Source organism: Streptomyces asoensis (assembly GCF_016860545.1).
In the GTDB taxonomy this organism is placed as follows: Bacteria; Actinomycetota; Actinomycetes; order Streptomycetales; family Streptomycetaceae; genus Streptomyces; species Streptomyces asoensis.
In genome coordinates, this window is sequence record NZ_BNEB01000005.1 from 126,086 (window position 1) to 142,079 (window position 15,994).

Genomic DNA, 15,994 nt, shown 5'->3' on the forward strand with positions numbered 1-15,994 from the left:
CGCATGCCGGGCCGCCCGCCGCGAGGGCCGGCCGAAGCGCGAGGGCCGTCCGGCCCCGCCGGGTGACCAACGGCCCACTGACGAGGGCCCCGCCGATCGGGAAACGTGAGCCCCCGGCGAGCTCCTGGGACCCCCGGGACCTCGGAGGTCCCCGGATCCCACGGTTCCCGATCGACCGGCCCGGACCAGGAGTTGCGTGGTGGCGAAGGCATATCTGGTGGGCGGCGGCATCGCGGGGCTGGCCGCCGCCGCGTTCCTGATCCGCGACGGCGGTTTCGAGGGATCCGACATCCACCTGTTCGAGGAGAGCCGGACCCTCGGCGGCGGCCTGGACGCGGGCGGCACCCCGCACACCGGCCACGGCATGCACGGCGGGCGGATGTTCGAGGCCGGGTTCCGCTGCACCTACGACCTGTTCTCCGGCATCCCCACGCTCGACGACCCCGCCGTCTCCGTCACCGAGGAGATCCTGGCCGGACACGAGGAGTCCGCCGGGGCCGACGTCGCCCGGCTCGTCGACGCGAACGGCGCCGTCGTGGACACGACCTCGATGGGGTTCTCCGAACGCGACCGGCTGGAGCTGCTGCGCTGTCTGGCCACCCCCGAGGGACACCTGGACGGCCGCCGCGTCACCGACTGCTTCGGCGAGCACTTCTTCACCACCACGTTCTGGCTTCTGTGGTCCACCACGTTCGGCTTCCGGCCCCGGCACAGCGCGATCGAGTTCCGCCGCTGTCTGAGGCGCTTCGTCCATCTGCTCCCGGGCCTCTCCGCCCTGTCGGGCGTCCACCGCACCCGCCACCACCCGTACGACTCCCTCGTGCGGCCCCTGGCCTCCTGGCTCCGCGAGCGCGGCGTCACCCTGCACACCGGCTGCCGGGTCACCGACCTGGGCTTCACCCCCGGTGTCCGCAGCGGCACGGTCGACGCCGTGCACCTGAGCCGCCATGGCCGCGACGAGAAGATCGCCGTCGGGCCCGAGGACCTGGTCATCGTCACCCTCGGCTGCGCGACGGACGCCACCGGCGTCGGCTCGCACACCGCCGCGCCCCCGCCGGCCCCGCACCGTACGGACGCCTGGCTGCTGTGGCACCGGCTCGCGCGCGGCCGCGAGGACTTCGGCAACCCGGCCGTCTTCGACAAGCACCGCAAGGAGTCCCACGGGACGTCGTTCACGGTCACCTCGAAGGACCCCGTCTTCCTGCGGGCGTGGGAGGAGTTCGGGGGCCGTCCGCCCGGCCGGGGCGCCCTGACGACCCTCACCGGCTCCCGCTGGCTGCTGACCCTCGTCGCCGACCGCCGGCCCGTCCTCCGGGACCGGCCCGGGGACGTCGGCGTCTGGTGGGGCTACGGCCTGTTCCCCGACCGTGCGGGCCACCACACGCCCAAGCCGATGACGATGTGCTCCGGCCGGGAGATCCTCGACGAGGTCCTGCACCACCTCCCGTTCGACGAGCGGACCGCGGCCCGGGTCCGGGAGACCTCCACCGTCGTGCCCCGCGTGATGCCGTACATCACCAGCCAGTTCCTCGCCCGTCGGCGGGACGACCGGCCCAGGGTGGTCCCGGAGGGGTCCGTGAACCTCGCCTTCGTCGGTCAGTTCGCGGAGGTGCCGGACGACGTCGTCTTCACCGTCGAGTACTCGGTGCGCACCGCCTGGACCGCGGTGGCGCAGTTGCTCGGCCTGGACCGGCGTCCACCGGAGGTCTACAAGGGCCACCACGATCCGCGGGTTCTCGCCGCCGCGCTGGAGACCATGCACCGACGGTGACCCGCCGGGCACCGCTCGCACCCTCAGTCGTGCGGTACGAGGATGACCGGGCAGTGCGACCGGTGCAGAAGGGTGTGGGCGACGGGTCCCAGCCGCGGGCCGAACACGCTCGTACGGCGGTGGGCGCCGACGACGGCCACGGCGGCGCCCCGGGTGGCCTCCGGCAGGGCGTCCGCAGGCGTGGTCCGGACGGTGCGGGTGTCGACCGGGACGTCCGGGTGCACGTCCCGCAGACGGGTCAGGGCGTAGCGCGGCACGGCCTCCTCCGTCCGGACCTCGGGTGCGGCCGGCCGTTCCCGGCCCCGGCCCAGCGCCGGCGCGGCGGAGGGCGGTTCGGACATGACGCGCCGACGGCTCCCGCAGCGCACGACCCGCAGCCGCGCACCGCGCCGCTCCGCCTCCTGGAAGGCGTAGGCCGCCGCCTCCGCGTCCGTGTCGTCCTCCAGGCCGAGCAGCACGTCCCGCCCGTCGTCGTGCGGGTCGTCGCCACGTACGACCAGGAGCGGCCCCCGGGTGAGCGCGGCCAGCCGTGTCCCCACCGACCCGAACGCAGTGCCGGTCAGCGCGCCCAGGCCGCGTGTCCCCACGACCGTCAGGTCCGCGACCTCGCTCTCCCGCGCCAGCGCGTGCACCGCCCCGCCCTCCACGGCCACGGTCTCCACCGGCAGATCCGGGTGCCGCCGCCGGATCCGCGACGCCGCGGAGCGGAGCACCGGTGCGGCCTCGTCACGGTCGGGGACCGCGTACAGCACGCGCAGGGCGACGCCGTGCCGTTCGGCCTCCGCCGCGGCACGGTCGGCCGCCCGCACCGAGTGCACGGAGCCGTCCACTCCTACGGCTATGTGACGCATGGTCATGGCCGTCCCTCCCCAGTCGCGGATCTCTGTGATGTCCGTCCGGTGCGGGCTCCGCGTGCCGCGGGCACCGGCCTCCTCGCACGATGCTGCCCGCGCTCGCGAGCCGTGGGCAGACGCCGAGCGGTCCCCGGGAACGCGCCGGACGGCCCTCGTGGCAAGGGCCGTCCGGAAGGGCGTACGGACCACGGCGGTCGACGGCCGGGGACCGGCGGTCCCCGGCCGAACGTGGAGGAAGGCGGGTTCAGACCGTGATGCGGCGCCCCGTGACGGCGTACGGTTCGACGCGCACCCACACATCGCGCCGGCCCCCGGCCCACGGCGTGCTGTGGGCCTGCCGCGCGAGCCGTCCCGCCTCGACGGGATCCGTCACCATGCGCGCGTGGCCCCGCACCAAGACGCTCCAGCCCTGGCTGAACGCGTCGTCGATGCGGTCGATCTCGAAGGCGACCTTGGAGCCGATCCCCAGTGACGGGGTCGCGCCGCGTGCCGTCCTGAAGACGATCGTCCCGTCGACGACGCTGTAGTTGACGGGGACGATCTGCGGCCCCTGGGCGGTGCACACGGCGAGCCTTCCGACGCCGTGCGTCGAGAGCAGGTCACCGCACTCGGTTCTGCTCAACTGGGTGAACTCGGACGTGGGCCCGGCCTGTCCGGGGCCCGGTGGCCGGTCGGTGTCCCCTCCGGTGAGCGCGGCGAGCGTCGTCTCCAGGGCCCCCGCCAGCCGGAGCAGTGTGCCCTGGCCGGGCGCGGCGACCGCATGCTCCTCCAAGTGCTGGAGATAGCCGGGGTCCACGCCCGCACGGACCGCCGTCTGCTCGCGTGTCAGCCCCAACTCGGCGCGGCGGGAGGCGAGTCGACGCCCCAGGTCACCCGGGGACCGCTCTTTCGTCGCCTCGGTCCGCTTCGGTTCGGTCATGGCCCTCACGTCCTCTCGTCAGGCCGCCGGGACGGCGATCTCCTCGTGCGACGGCCCGCCGAGCACCACCTTGAGGGCGCCGGTGTCGGCGGCCCGGGCGAAGACGTCGTACGCCTCCTCCATGCGGTCCAGCGGGAAGGTGTGGGTGACGAGCTGCGTGGTGGGCAGCCGGCCGGCGGCGGCCATGCGCAGCAGGGTGGGCGTGGAGTGGGTGTCCACGAGACCGGTGGTGATCGTCACGTTCTTGATCCACAGGTCTTCCAGGTGCAGCGTGGCGGGTTTGCCGTGCACCCCGATGTTGGCGACGTGGCCGCCGGGCCGCACGATGCGGGTGCACAGCTCGAAGCTCTCCGGTACGCCGACCGCCTCGATCACCACGTCCGCGCCGAGGCCGTCGGTGAGATCGGCGATCAGCTGCCCGGGGTCCTCGTGGGCGTCCGCCACGGCATCGGCGCCGAGCCGTTTGGCGGCGTCGAGCCGGGACGCGGCCGGATCGACGGCGACGATCCGCTCGGGGGTGAACAGACGGGCCGTGGCGATGGCCGCGAGCCCGATGGGACCGGCTCCCACGACGGCGACGGTGTCGCCCGGGCGTACCCGGCCCTTGAGGACGCCCACCTCGTAGGAGGTCGGGAAGATGTCCGCGAGCAGGACGGCGTCCTTGCTCGCGACGGCGCCGGGCAGCGCGTGCACGGACAGGTCGGCGTAGGGGACGCGGACGTACTCGGCCTGGGTGCCGTCGATCAGGTGGCCGAGGATCCATCCCCCGCCGCCCCGGCACTGGCCGTAGGCGGCCTCGCGGCAGAAGCGGCAGCGTCCGCAGGCGCTGATGCAGGAGACCAGCACACGGTCGCCGGGCCGTACGGTCCGGACGTCGCTGCCGACCTCGACGATCTCGCCGACGGCCTCGTGCCCCAGGACCGTGCCCGGGCGCACCTCGGGCACGTCACCCTTGAGGATGTGCAGGTCGGTGCCGCAGATCGTGACGGCGCCGATCCGCACGATCGCGTCGGTGGGTTCCTTGAGGGCGGGGTCGGGGACATCTTCCCAGGCGGACTGCCCGGGGCCGTGGAAGACGTAGCCTTTCATCTCGTTCCTCACCATCTCTTGGTTTCGCGTGCCGGACTGCCCGGTATCTCCAGCTTGTGCGGCCACCGTCCGCGCCGCTTGGGCCGTCCGGCCCAGCTCGTGTGCCGGACGGTCCCGCCCGGCGCACGCCGTGCGGGACCGGCGGCGCGGGGGTGCGGAGCCCGCGGGAGCGGGCCCCGGCGGGCCGGCGGGAAGGGCCGGGCGCGGCCTACGGGTGGGTCAGGGCGTCGGCGACGCCTTCGGTCCAGGTCTCGATCGCGCCGAAGTCCCGGAAGTCGCCGCCCTTGCCGGAGCGGAGGATCATCCCCGCCACCCGGCCCTTGGCGCCTTCTTCCAGGCAGCCGCCGAACGTGACGTGGTCGCGGACGCCCAGCCGGGTCATGGCCCGCCGCACACCGCGCACGGGCGGGATGTCCCGTTCGGCGGCCGAGGCGTCGAGGGGTCCGCTGCTGAAGAACCACACCGGCCGCTCCTCCAGCGCGTGACGGTGGCGACGCACGAAGCGCCGCGCGTCCTTGTGCCAGCGCCCGGCGTACAGGGCGCCGCCCACGACGACCGCGTCGTACGCCGTCACGCGGGTGACCTCACCCGCCGGGAGCACGTCGACCGTCGGCCCGGCCTTGCGCAGGACGTCGGCGACGGTCTGCGCTATCCGGGCCGTCGATCCGTTCGTCGTTCCGTAGGTGACCAACACGGTGCCGGTCATGGCGGTCCGCCTCCTCTCACAGCCGGCGCTGCGGTACTTCGATCGTGCGGCGGAGCGGGGACCGGGCCCAGGGGCTGTACGGGTCGCCCCGGGGCCGTTCGGCCCCCGGCGTGAGCCCCGGCCGGCCCCGCCCTCCCCGGCTCAGGCGTCCCAGGTCCAGTCGGCGACCTCGGGCAGGTCGGTGCCGTGTTCGCGGATCCAGGCCTGGTGGCGGGTGCGCACGTCGGCCATCAGCCGGCGTACCGGGGCCGCGCGGACCGCCAGGCCGGGGACGCGGTCGATGACGTCCATGACGAGGCGGTAGCGGTCGAGGTCGTTGCGGACGACCATGTCGAACGGCGTGGTCGTGGTGCCGGACTCCTTGTAGCCGCGCACGTGCAGGTTCCTGTGGCCGGTCCGGCGGTAGGCGAGCCGGTGGATCAGCCACGGGTAGCCGTGGTACGCGAACACGACCGGCCGGTCGGTGGTGAAGAGTCCGTCGTACTCGAAGTCACCCATCCCGTGCGGGTGTTCCTCGCGGGGCAGCAACCTGGTCATGTCGACCACGTTGACCACGCGGACGGCGACGTCGGGCAGGTGACGGCGCAGCAACTGGGCCGCGGCCAGCACCTCCTGGGTGGGCACGTCCCCCGCGCAGGCCAGCACCACGTCCGGTTCACCGCTGCCGTTCTCCGTCCCCGCCCATTCCCAGATGCCGGCGCCGCGGGCGCAGTGGGCGCGGGCCTCGTCCAGGGACAGCCAGTCGAAGCAGGGCTGCTTCCCGGCCACGATCACGTTGACCTGGTCGCGGCTGCGCAGGACGTGGTCCGCGACCGACAGCAGCGTGTTGGCGTCCGGCGGCAGATACACCCGTACGACGTCCGGGCTCTTGTTGAGGACGTGGTCGACGAAGCCGGGGTCCTGGTGGGAGAAGCCGTTGTGGTCCTGGCGCCAGACGTGCGAGGTCAGCAGGTAGTTGAGGGAGGCGATGGGGGCGCGCCAGGGCAGCTCGCGCGAGGTCTTCAGCCATTTGATGTGCTGGTTGACCATGGAGTCGACGATGTGGACGAACGCCTCGTAGCAGGAGAACAGGCCGTGACGGCCTGTCAGGAGATAGCCCTCCAGCCAGCCCTGGCAGGTGTGTTCGGACAGGATCTCCATGACCCGGCCGTGGTGCTCGAGGTGCTCGTCGACGGGCAGGTGTGCGGCCTGCCACGCCTTTCCGCTGACGTCGAAGACGGCCTGGAGCCGGTTGGAGGCGGTCTCGTCCGGGCCGACCAGGCGGAAGTCCCGGCGTCGTCCGGTGTCCTTCATCACCCTGGCCAGGAGGTCGCCGAGCACGCGGGTGGGTTCGTGCAGGGTGGTGCCCGGCTTGTCGACGGGTACGGCGAACGCGTCGAGGGCGGGCAGGGGCAGGTCCCGTACCAGGAGGCCGCCGTTGGCGTGCGGGGTGGCGCCGAGCCGTTTGGCGCCCTCGGGGACGCAGGCCAGGACGTCGGCTACGGGTCGCCCGTCGGCGTCGAAGAGTTCCTCGGGCCGGTACGAGCGCAGCCAGCTCTCCAGCTGCCGCAGGTGCTCCGGGTTCTCCCTGACGCCGGCCAGCGGCACCTGGTGGGCCCGCCAGGTGCCCTCGACCGGCTTGCCGTCCACCTCGGCGGGACCCGTCCAGCCCTTGGGGGTGCGCAGCACGATCACGGGCCAGTGCACGCGCTCGGTGACACCGTCCTCGCGGGCGGTCCGCTGCATCACGGTGATGCGGTCGAGGGCGTCGTCCATGGCCACCGCCATGGCCCGGTGCACCTGGAGCGGATCGTCGCCGCTCACATGGATCGGCTCGTGGCCGTAGCCGCGCAGGAGGTCGTCGAGCTCGGACTCGGGGAGGCGGGAGAGCACCGTCGGGTTGGCGATCTTGTAGCCGTTCAGGTGGAGGATCGGCAGGACGGCGCCGTCGTGGACGGGGTCGAGGAACTTGTCGGAGTGCCAGGCGGCGGCCAGGGGCCCGGTCTCGGCCTCGCCGTCGCCGATCACGCAGGCGACGAGGAGGTCCGGGTTGTCGAAGGCGGCACCGTAGGCGTGGGCGAGCGAGTAGCCGAGTTCGCCGCCCTCGTGGATCGAGCCGGGCGTCTCCGGGGCGACGTGACTGGGCACCCCGCCCGGGAAGGAGAACTGCCGGAAGAGCCGGGCCATGCCCTCCGCGTCCCTCGGCACGTTCGGGTAGGTGTCGCTGTAGCTGCCCTCCAGCCAGGCGTTGGCCAGGATCGACGGCCCTCCGTGCCCGGGGCCCCAGACGCACAGCGCGTCGGTGCCGCGGGCCCGGATCACCCGGTTGAGGTGCGTGTAGACGAGGTTGAGGCCGGGTGAGGTGCCCCAGTGGCCCAGCAGGCGCGGCTTGATGTGCTCGGGCCTGAGGGGCTCGGTGAGCAGCGGGTTGCCCTTCAGGTAGATCTGTCCGCCGGCCAGGTAGTTGGCGGCCCGCCAGTGCGCGTCCAGGGTGCGCAGTTCGTCGTCCGTCGGTGCGGTGGCGTCCTGGTGTCCGGCCTGGGACATGGTGTCGCTCCTGGGGGTCGTCGGCGTCATGGGCGTCGGGCTGTGCGGGCGGCGGGAACGCGGCGCGGCGGGCCGGATGACGGGCCCACCGCGTCGGCGGGGGTCAACGCAGCCAGCTGTGGTCGCGGACGAAGGGCAGCCGGGCCCAGAGCCGTCCGGCGCCCAGCGTGTCGCCCGCGGCGGCAGCGGCCAGGACGACCAGGGCGACAGCGTAGATCAGGTGGTAGTCGACGAACGGGTTGGGCGACATGCTCGCCGAGCCGTCCGCGAGGTGCCTGGCCGGCGGCCATTCGGCGACCCACATCAGCGCCATCATCGCGGTCCCGGCGACGGCAGCGATCCGCAGGGCGACCCCGGCCACGAGGGCGACGCCGATGCCGAGCAGGCCGAGCATGAACAGCCAGTCCGCCCAGGGGTCGCCGGCCCACGCGTGGAAGGTGGACTCCATCGGCCCGACGGCGACGGAACCGAGGAACCCCTTCGTCGGGGAGCCGCCGTCGAGCCAGCCCTTGCCGGACGGGGTGGCGTAGCCGAGGCCGAAGGTCTTGTCGAGGAACGCCCACAGGAAGACGAAGCCGGTGAGCAGCCGCAGGGACGCGATGGCGTAGGCCTGCGCGGTGCGGGTGCCGGTGGCGGCCGACACACCCGGCGCGGCGGCGGGGGCGGTCCGGTTCCTGCGGAACGAGGGGACGTGGAGGCCGGAGCCGCGGTGCGGGTGCTCGTGAACGGACATGGTCGTGGTTCCCTTCGACAGCGGTCGGGTCGGTGCCTGACGGGACTCACTCTGGTCCCGCGCGCGGGCCGGCGCCGGATGCCGAAGGTCTGTGCCGATGGGGCCGAACGGCCCCGCATGGCACAGCCGTTGAGCTCATCGCGCGCGGCGGGAAGGAAGGGACGAAGGCCTCGTGCTCGGTCCACCGGGCCCACGGCGATGCCGTCGGGCGTACGTCACCGCGCGCAGGCGGCCTGCGGCGACGGAGAGACCCCGGCCACGCCGCAGGCCGTACGGCGGCGCACGGTGCGGCGGGGCCTCATGGCCCGTTCGTTCCCGGCCGCGGCGCGGCGGGCGGGTGCCGAGGCGGCCGTCGCGGCTGCGGTAGACGATGTAAGGGCGTGTCAGGTAGCCCAGCGGCGCGGTGAGCATGTGGACGAGCCGGGTGAACGGCCAGGCCGCGAAGAGCGGCAGGGCGCTGATCACGTGGAGCCGGAACAGCACGGGGGCGCCGGTCATGCACGGTGGTACCGGCCCGCCGTGAGCGCACGGCGCGCGGCGGGCCCCTTGCCCGCTCGGCGCATCCGGTGACCACCGTCCGTGTCCGCGCACGCCCGGCGGCATGGGCCATGGCTCCCGGCCGCCGGGCGGACGGCCCCGCGGGTACGCCGGTGGAACGCGCCGCCCGGCCTCAGCGGCCGGGGGGAGCGCTCATCGCACCCTGCGGGGCGGGGTGAAGGTGTAGAGGTCGAGGATGTCGGGGCAGGGGGCGACGCCGGGGCCGCCCGCCTGTATCCAGGCGGCGATGTCGTCGGTGGCCTCGGGGTCGTTGACGAGGCCCAGCCAGACCGGGCGGGCTCCGGCGGCCCGTGCCGCGGCGGAGGGCTGGACGACGATCACGTTGGCGTGTTCGCACACGTCGAGGCAGTCGGAGACCCGCACCGGGACCGCCTCGGCCAGGCGGGCGAGCTGCCGGTCGTGGTCCACGCCGGCGACCTTCGCCGTTCCGCAGCAGCAGTCCCGGCAGACGACGACGCGGCACGGTGCCGCCCCGGCGGGACCGCGCTTCGCGGTGGCCGCTTCAGTGTCCTGTCGGGGCATCGCTTGTCACGCTCCTGTTCGGGGGAGATCCGTCCGGCGCCGCCGGGCGCAGGAAGCGGATCACGGGGTGGCCGACGTCATGGGTGACCTCGGCGCGGACGCCGTAGACCTGCTCGATGAACCCGGGTGTCAGCACCTCGGCCGGGGTGCCTTCGGCGACGGCCCGGCCCTCGCTGAGGACGAGCAGGCGGTCGCAGTACATGGCGGCGAGGTTGAGGTCGTGCAGGGCGATTACGGTGGTGACGGGCAGGCTCGCCACGAGCTCCAGCAGGTCGAGCTGGTGCTGGATGTCGAGGTGGTTGGTGGGCTCGTCGAGGAGCAGTTCCAGGGGTTCCTGGGCGAGGGCGCGGGCGATCTGGGCGCGCTGGCGTTCTCCGCCGGAGAGGGTGTGCCAGGACTGGCCCGCCCGTCCGGTCAGACCGGTGCGGGCGAGTGCCTCGGTGACGGCGGCCGTGTCGGCCGCCGTCGGGGGGCTCCAGGCGCGCCGGTGCGGGATGCGGCCGAGGGCGACGACGTCCCGGACGGTCAGCTCGGTCTGCGTGTCGGCGTGCTGTTCGACGGTGGCGACACGGCGCGCCGTGGCCCGGCGGCCGACCTCCACGAGCGGCCGCCCGTCCAGGGTCACGACTCCGGCGGCGGGCGCGAGGACCCCGGCCAGCAGCCTCAGCAGAGTGGACTTGCCGGAGCCGTTGGGGCCGAGCAGACCGATCGTCTCGCCGGGGCGCAGGGCGAGGGTGACGCCGTCGACGACGGTCCGGCCGCCGACACGCCGTACGACGCGGTCCGCGTGCAGGCTGCTCATGACCTGCCCCGTCCGCGATGGAGCACGGCCACGAACGCCGGTACGCCGATGAGGGACGTCACCACGCCGACCGGTACCTCCTGGGGGTCGAGGACGGTGCGGGCGAGGGTGTCGACCCACACCAGGAACACGGCGCCGGTCAGCGCGCTCACCGGCAGCAGCCGGGCGTGGCCGGAGCCGGTGAGGGCGCGGGTGGCGTGCGGGAGGACCAGGCCGACGAAGCCGATCGCACCGGCACAGCTGACCAGGGCGGCCGTGAGCAGCGCGGTCGCGCACAGCAGGACCAGGCGGGTGCGGGCGACGCGGACCCCGAGCCCGGCCGCGGCCTCGTCGCCGAAGGCGAACGCGTCGAGCGTGCGGGCGTGGCCGAGACAGACGACGAGGACGACGGCGAGGACGACGGCGCACAGCAGCACCTGCCCCCAGTCGGCCCCGGTGAGCGAGCCGAGCAGCCAGAACAGCACGCCCCTGGTGGTCTCGGCGTCCGCCGAGGTGAGGACGATGAAGGAGGTCAGTGCCGAGAACAGCTGCATGGCCGCGACCCCGGACAGGACGACCCGGTCCGTGCTGCCGCCGAGGCTGTGGCTGAGCAGCAGCACCAGGGCGAAGGAGAGCAGCGCGCCGAGGAAGGCCCCCGCCGACAGGGACACCGCTCCCCCGCCCACGCCCAGCACGACCACGGCGACCGCTCCCGTGGACGCGCCGGAGGAGACCCCGAGCACGAAGGGATCGGCCAGCGGGTTGCGCAGCAGCGACTGCATGACGGCCCCGCAGACGGCGAGTCCGGCGCCGCAGACGGCGGCGAGGAGGGTGCGTGGCATGCGCAGGTTCCACACGATGCCGTCCCGCAGGGGCGCCAACGTGCCTTCCCCGAGGCCGAGATGGGCGCCGACGGACGCCCAGACGTCCGCCGTGGAGATGGCGGCGGGCCCGATCGTCACGGCCAGGGCGATGGAGGCGAGCAGCGCGGCCAGTCCCCCGCCCGTCAACAGCAGGGTGCGGACGCTCACTTGACGAGTCCGGACGCGCGCAGACCGGCCGCGACCTTCTCGATCCCCTCGATCGTACGGATGGACGGGTTCATCGCCTGGCCGCTCAGCAGGACGTAGCGCTTCTTCTTCACCGCGGTCAGGTTGCGCGTGGCGGGGTTGGTCTCCAGGAAGCGGATCTTGGCCGCGGCGGTCTCCGCGGTCTGCTGCCTGCGGGTCAGGTCGCCGATCACGAGGACGTCGGGGTCGCGGTCGGCGACGGTCTCCCAGTTGATCTGGGGCCATTCGTCATGGGTGTCGGCGAAGGCGTTCCGTCCGCCGACCGCTCGGGTGATGGCGCCCGGCGCACCGCAGCAGCCGGCGAGGTAGGGGGCCTGGGAGTTGGCGAACCAGTACATGACGGAGACCCCGGAGGCGTCCAGCCCGTCGGTCGCCCTGTGCACGCGCTCCTTCAGCGCGGCTACGAGCTTCTCGCCCCGCTCCCGCACGCCGAACACCCGGGCCAGGTCGCGTATCTCGCCGTAGACGGCGTCGAGGGTGAGCAGCTTGCTGCGCGATCCGTCGCCGCCGCTGTCGTTGTCCTTGCCCTCGGAGCAGTCGGAGGGCGAGACATAGGTGGGGACACCCAGCTTCTCGAACTGCTCGCGGGTGGCGACCCCGCCCTTGCCGAGCGTGGAGACGAACGAGGCGGTGACGAAGTCGGGTTCGGCGTCCAGGACCTTCTCGAAGGAGGGGTTGTCGTCCGCGAGACGAGGGACGGAGGCGTTGGCCTTCTCCAGGCCCTTCATCACCGGGTCGGTCCAGGTCGCCGTACCCGCCACGCGGTCGGCGAGGCCGAGGGAGAGCAGGATCTCCGTGGATCCCTGGTTGAGGGAGACGGCCCGCTCCGGGGCCGACTTCAAGGTGATCCGGTGGCCGCAGTTGTCGAGGGTGACCGGGTATCCGGCGGCGGCGCCCTCCGCCGCCTTCGCGTCGTCGCCCGCGGAGGAGCCGCAGGCGGTGAGCAGCAGAGCGGAGGCGAGGAGGAGCGCTTCAGTGCGCAGGGCCGCCTTACGCGGGACGGGGGTGCGGGCAGGGGCGGGGGTGCGGAGCACGGGCATGCCTTCGGGGTCGGGGCTCGTACGCGGAGCCTGGCCTACGGACGTCCCCCGCGCCGGGGCGCGGAGGTGCCAGCAGGTCTTCGGACTCGGGTTCGTCCGGACGGGACGCCTTCCCGGTCTCCCAGTGGCGTCGTGCCCCGCCCGTCCCCCTCACCGCTGCGCGTCAGTTCCGGATTCGCACCGGATTCCCTGGCCTCGGATGTGGCTCGACTGGCCCGGTCAGGCTATCAAGTCCGCCGTACGGGCGACGCGTGACCGGCCGTCACCGGACGCCGGCGCGACCGGCCCGCGCGTCGTCGGTGTGTCCGCGCCGTGTCACCGGGTCAGGTCACGGCCTCGTGCGGCATCCGCCGCCGGTCAGGGCGTGTGGGGGTGCCGGACGATGCGGTCGACGATGGCCGCGGCCCGGTCCGGGTGCTCCTCGAACCAGCCGCCGAGCTGCTCCCGGACGGCCTCGGCCACGCAGACGCGCACCTCGGCGCCGCCGAGCAGCCCCCGCACGGCACCGAGGAATTCGGGCTGCTCCAGCTTCACCGACACGATCGCGGTGAGTCCCTCGCCGATCCGCTCGGCGCCGGGGCCGGCCTCCCGCGCCGTCAGCAGGCCGCGGCCGCGCGCCCAGTCGGTGACCGCGCCCGCCACCCCGTCGCGGAAGCCGTCGAGGTGTGTCCCGCCCTCGCGGGTGAACAGGCTGTTGGCGAAGCCGCGCAGCCGCTCCCCGGCCGGACCGTGCCACGTGAGGGCGGCTTCCAGGGTGCCCGCCATCCGCGGGATCTCCCGCTCGAAGGCGATCACCTCCGGATCGACGCCCGCCCCCGTCTCGGCGGCGAGGGCGGCCACGAAGTCGCTCACCCCGCCCGGGAACCGGAACCGCACCTTGCGCGGCCCGCCCGCCGGGCGTTCGTCCGTCAGCGACATCTCCAGCCCCCGGTTGAGGAAGGCGACCTGCCGGAACCGCTCCGCGAGCACGACGAAGGAGTACCGCGTCGTCTCGAAGATCCCGGTGTCCGGCCAGAAGGAGACCGTGGTCCCGCTCCCGGTCGCGGGGCCCGCGGCGGCCGGCGGGTCCGCAGCGACGCCGCGGACGTACTCCTGTACGTGGCGGACTCCCCCGTACCGTGCCTCGGCCGTCAGCCGGCCGGACAGGGCGTTGGCGACGAAAAGCCCCGAGTCGAAGTGCCCCAGGAACGCGATGTGCGGGCCGCGCTCCGGTCCGGTTCCGGCGCGCAGGCTCGTCAACTGCGCTTCGAGACCGGGAGCCGCGCCGTCCCCGGTGTCCTCGAAGGGGACCCCCGCCGCGTCGTCCGTGACGCGTACCCCGCCGTCGGCGGTGAGCGTGACGTCGACCCGGCCGCCGCCCCCGGCCAGGACCTCGTTCACCGCCCGGCCGGTGACGTCGAGAACCAGCTGGTGCAGGCCGCGTTCACCGGTCGAACCCACCCACATCCCAGGACGCCTGCGAACGGCCGCCAGGCCCTCCAGCACTTCGATGTCGGCAGCGTCGTACAGCATGCCTTCTCCCCTCACGAAAGCCCCTCCCTCACGTGTCCGGCAGTGCTCCACACCCTAGGAGAAATTCAGGAAAACACCAGGTCAGGGCTCTTTTGGCTCGGGCTCAGACGGGCGGGTCGCGGCCTGCGCGGCGGCCGTCGGGCCGGGGAGCCGGGACCCGCTCCGCAGGGCGTCCGGGGCCCCGTGCAGGCCCCGTGCGACCGCACTGCGAGCACTCCCCGGGCCACTGATTCCACGAACCCGGGAGGCCCGTCCCGATCCGCCGCGCGCCACCCCATTGGGCGTCTGCGGTTCGCCGTCCCGTCACGAGGCACCGAGCATGAGGGAGTGCGAACGAACCCGACGCAGACCGACAGTCCCGCGCCTCGTACCGGAGGAGGAAGCGAGCCCCTCATGAGCAGCCGCGTGTCCCCGGGCCGCAGCGGACCACGGCAGGCCGCCGCCCTGCTGGCCACCATCGTGTGCGGCTGCGTGCTGGTCGCGTGCGACTCGGGCGGCGGCGACGGCAGCGGCTCCGCGTCGGTCACGCCGAGACCGACCCCGCCCGCGGTGTCGGACTTCACCGGGTCACCGCCCTCCGCCGTGGCCTCGGCCGCGTCGTCGATCATCGGATCGGCGAAGTCCCGGGCGTCCTCGGCGGCGGCCTCCGTCTCCGCGCGGGCCTCCGAGTTCGCCGCGTCGGTCTCCGCCGACACGGTCCGCGCCGCCGCGACCGCCCAGAAGGAACTGAAGGGCGTGAAGGGCAGCGGCAACGCGACGGCCGATGTCGGTATGACGGGTCTGCCCACCGCGGAGACCGGCGGACTGCGTGCCGTGGTGGTCACCATCACCAACAACACGGACGCGAAGGCCTCGTACGCCGTGCAGGTCGACTTCAAGGACCCCGACGGGAAGGTCGTGGAGACCCGGTACATCGGGAAGGAGGACCTCGCGCCGGGACAACGCGTACAGCCCATCGTGGTCAGCAGGCAGCCCCCGCAGCCCCGGCTCACTCCGGTCCTGGCCAAGGCCCAACGCTACTGAGGACCCGCATCGACGGAACCGGCCCCGCCGGTCCTGGCGTCCCCGGTCCCGGCGACCGGGGACGGAGAAGGCCCGCTGACGCGTGATCGAAGACTCGCTGGTGTACCCGATCGCCCAACTCGTACTGTGTATCCGCTCGTCAACGGAACCGGTACCGAAGCAGGCAGGGCAACTCATGCGAAGTGCAGGCAAGTTCTCCGTACCGGCCGTCGCCGCGGCGGTGCTCCTCACGGTGTCGGGGTGCTCGAAGGACGAACCCGCGGCGCAGCAGGCCTCCCCGTCCGGACTCGCCCACTACACGGCTGCCCCGGGCACGGCCGCTGCGACGCCGAGTCCGACGAAGACCTCGCCCGCGCCGTGCGTGAAGACCCGTGGCATGAGCGTCGCGCAGCTCACCGACTACCTCAAGGAACTGCGCAGCGGCAGCGGCGAGTACAAGTCCAAGGGCCTGACCCTGGACTCCTCCGGCCTCAACTTCACCCCGGAGGCGATCCGCAGACCGTGCGAGGCCGTCACGGTGAAGCTCGCCCGCTACTGGGTCGACATCAAGAAGACGAGGGAGGGCACCGCGGTCACCCCCGATCGCTACGAGTACGACTACTCGCTGATCGGCTTCACCTCGTACAAGGCCGGCCCGCAGGACGGCCGGGTTCCCGACAGCGCGCCGCCGAGCGGCAACGGCTGCCAGGGCACGATCTCGGTGGCCTACCTCGGCGAGGACGTTCCGCTGAGCGCCCTGCCGAGCAACCTGGAGCTCAACGGGACGACAGCTCCCGTCCCCGTCGACGTGGACGGGGACGGGGTCCTGTCGGCGATCTACGTGTCGCCCGTGGACGTGGAGTCCTGCTGACGACCGCCCTCGGCGCAAGGCGGCGCCGGTGAGCATGAGT

Annotated in this window: 15 protein-coding genes and 1 riboswitch; of the genes, 3 read left to right on the top strand and 12 right to left on the bottom strand. The window is 73.5% G+C overall.

Features of this window, described 5'->3' with window-relative positions; translation table 11 throughout:
* Nucleotides 1-124: 124 nt before the first annotated feature.
* A complete protein-coding gene (locus Saso_RS23860) occupies nt 125-1,771 on the top strand; it encodes an oleate hydratase (protein WP_189922195.1) in 1,647 nt (548 codons plus the stop codon).
* A 23-nt stretch (nt 1,772-1,794) separates the two neighbouring features.
* On the opposite strand, the gene Saso_RS23865 is transcribed toward Saso_RS23860, so the two are convergent.
* The 12 genes from Saso_RS23865 to Saso_RS23920 all read right to left on the bottom strand — a co-directional run bounded on the left by Saso_RS23865 (nt 1,795) and on the right by Saso_RS23920 (nt 14,081).
* Nucleotides 1,795-2,628, bottom strand: a complete 834-nt coding sequence (locus Saso_RS23865; protein WP_189921855.1) for a universal stress protein — start codon at nt 2,626-2,628, stop codon at nt 1,795-1,797.
* Between the two features lie 241 nt (nt 2,629-2,869).
* A complete protein-coding gene (locus tag Saso_RS23870; protein WP_189921853.1) occupies nt 2,870-3,544 on the bottom strand; it encodes a helix-turn-helix domain-containing protein in 675 nt (224 codons plus the stop codon).
* Nucleotides 3,545-3,562: 18 nt separating this feature from the next.
* Entirely contained in the window at nt 3,563-4,633 is a 1,071-nt protein-coding gene (locus Saso_RS23875; protein ID WP_189921851.1) for a zinc-dependent alcohol dehydrogenase family protein, read from the bottom strand.
* A 208-nt stretch (nt 4,634-4,841) separates the two neighbouring features.
* A complete protein-coding gene (locus tag Saso_RS23880) occupies nt 4,842-5,339 on the bottom strand; it encodes a flavodoxin domain-containing protein (protein WP_189921850.1) in 498 nt (165 codons plus the stop codon).
* Between the two features lie 141 nt (nt 5,340-5,480).
* Nucleotides 5,481-7,865, bottom strand: a complete 2,385-nt coding sequence (locus Saso_RS23885) for a phosphoketolase family protein (protein WP_189921849.1) — start codon at nt 7,863-7,865, stop codon at nt 5,481-5,483.
* Nucleotides 7,866-7,968: 103 nt separating this feature from the next.
* Nucleotides 7,969-8,598 (bottom strand): DoxX family membrane protein, encoded by a 630-nt coding sequence (locus Saso_RS23890; protein WP_189921848.1) that lies wholly within the window; start codon nt 8,596-8,598, stop codon nt 7,969-7,971.
* 135 nt (nt 8,599-8,733) lie between these two features.
* On the bottom strand, nt 8,734-9,201 hold the full coding sequence (locus Saso_RS39090) for a respiratory nitrate reductase subunit gamma (protein WP_372442481.1): 468 nt from the start codon (nt 9,199-9,201) through the stop codon (nt 8,734-8,736).
* Nucleotides 9,202-9,288: 87 nt separating this feature from the next.
* Nucleotides 9,289-9,678 carry a (2Fe-2S) ferredoxin domain-containing protein gene (locus Saso_RS23900; protein ID WP_189921847.1) on the bottom strand — a complete coding sequence of 130 codons (390 nt, stop codon included), beginning with the start codon at nt 9,676-9,678 and terminating at the stop codon, nt 9,289-9,291.
* Nucleotides 9,659-10,480 carry an ABC transporter ATP-binding protein gene (locus Saso_RS23905; RefSeq protein ID WP_189921846.1) on the bottom strand — a complete coding sequence of 274 codons (822 nt, stop codon included), beginning with the start codon at nt 10,478-10,480 and terminating at the stop codon, nt 9,659-9,661. Before Saso_RS23905 ends, Saso_RS23900 begins: the two co-directional genes overlap by 20 nt.
* On the bottom strand, nt 10,477-11,490 hold the full coding sequence (locus Saso_RS23910; protein WP_189921843.1) for a FecCD family ABC transporter permease: 1,014 nt from the start codon (nt 11,488-11,490) through the stop codon (nt 10,477-10,479). The genes Saso_RS23905 and Saso_RS23910 overlap by 4 nt, the downstream gene beginning before the upstream one ends.
* Entirely contained in the window at nt 11,487-12,569 is a 1,083-nt protein-coding gene (locus tag Saso_RS23915; RefSeq protein WP_189921841.1) for an ABC transporter substrate-binding protein, read from the bottom strand. The genes Saso_RS23910 and Saso_RS23915 overlap by 4 nt, the downstream gene beginning before the upstream one ends.
* Nucleotides 12,570-12,623: 54 nt before the next feature.
* A riboswitch (cobalamin riboswitch) is annotated at nt 12,624-12,799 on the bottom strand.
* 127 nt (nt 12,800-12,926) lie between these two features.
* Nucleotides 12,927-14,081: a DNA topoisomerase subunit B gene (locus Saso_RS23920; protein WP_189921839.1), complete on the bottom strand. Its 1,155-nt coding sequence runs from the start codon at nt 14,079-14,081 to the stop codon at nt 12,927-12,929.
* A gap of 393 nt (nt 14,082-14,474) precedes the next feature.
* Between Saso_RS23920 and Saso_RS23925 the strand changes: the two genes are divergently transcribed.
* Both Saso_RS23925 and Saso_RS23930 read left to right on the top strand, forming a co-directional pair.
* Nucleotides 14,475-15,104: a hypothetical protein gene (locus tag Saso_RS23925; protein ID WP_189921837.1), complete on the top strand. Its 630-nt coding sequence runs from the start codon at nt 14,475-14,477 to the stop codon at nt 15,102-15,104.
* Between the two features lie 175 nt (nt 15,105-15,279).
* Entirely contained in the window at nt 15,280-15,954 is a 675-nt protein-coding gene (locus tag Saso_RS23930) for a hypothetical protein (protein ID WP_189921835.1), read from the top strand.
* Nucleotides 15,955-15,994 lie beyond the last annotated feature (40 nt).

Bases quoted from the DNA above. Each gene is read 5' to 3' on its own strand.
- Saso_RS23865 (WP_189921855.1), bottom strand. From the start codon at position 2,628: ATGACCATGCGTCACATAGCCGTAGGAGTGGACGGCTCCGTGCACTCG.
- Saso_RS23870 (WP_189921853.1), bottom strand. From the start codon at position 3,544: ATGACCGAACCGAAGCGGACCGAGGCGACGAAAGAGCGGTCCCCGGGT.
- Saso_RS23875 (WP_189921851.1), bottom strand. From the start codon at position 4,633: ATGAAAGGCTACGTCTTCCACGGCCCCGGGCAGTCCGCCTGGGAAGAT.
- Saso_RS23880 (WP_189921850.1), bottom strand. From the start codon at position 5,339: ATGACCGGCACCGTGTTGGTCACCTACGGAACGACGAACGGATCGACG.
- Saso_RS23885 (WP_189921849.1), bottom strand. From the start codon at position 7,865: ATGTCCCAGGCCGGACACCAGGACGCCACCGCACCGACGGACGACGAA.
- Saso_RS23890 (WP_189921848.1), bottom strand. From the start codon at position 8,598: ATGTCCGTTCACGAGCACCCGCACCGCGGCTCCGGCCTCCACGTCCCC.
- Saso_RS39090 (WP_372442481.1), bottom strand. From the start codon at position 9,201: ATGCCGCCGGGCGTGCGCGGACACGGACGGTGGTCACCGGATGCGCCG.
- Saso_RS23900 (WP_189921847.1), bottom strand. From the start codon at position 9,678: ATGCCCCGACAGGACACTGAAGCGGCCACCGCGAAGCGCGGTCCCGCC.
- Saso_RS23905 (WP_189921846.1), bottom strand. From the start codon at position 10,480: ATGAGCAGCCTGCACGCGGACCGCGTCGTACGGCGTGTCGGCGGCCGG.
- Saso_RS23915 (WP_189921841.1), bottom strand. From the start codon at position 12,569: ATGCCCGTGCTCCGCACCCCCGCCCCTGCCCGCACCCCCGTCCCGCGT.
- Saso_RS23920 (WP_189921839.1), bottom strand. From the start codon at position 14,081: ATGCTGTACGACGCTGCCGACATCGAAGTGCTGGAGGGCCTGGCGGCC.
- Saso_RS23925 (WP_189921837.1), top strand. From the start codon at position 14,475: ATGAGCAGCCGCGTGTCCCCGGGCCGCAGCGGACCACGGCAGGCCGCC.
- Saso_RS23930 (WP_189921835.1), top strand. From the start codon at position 15,280: ATGCGAAGTGCAGGCAAGTTCTCCGTACCGGCCGTCGCCGCGGCGGTG.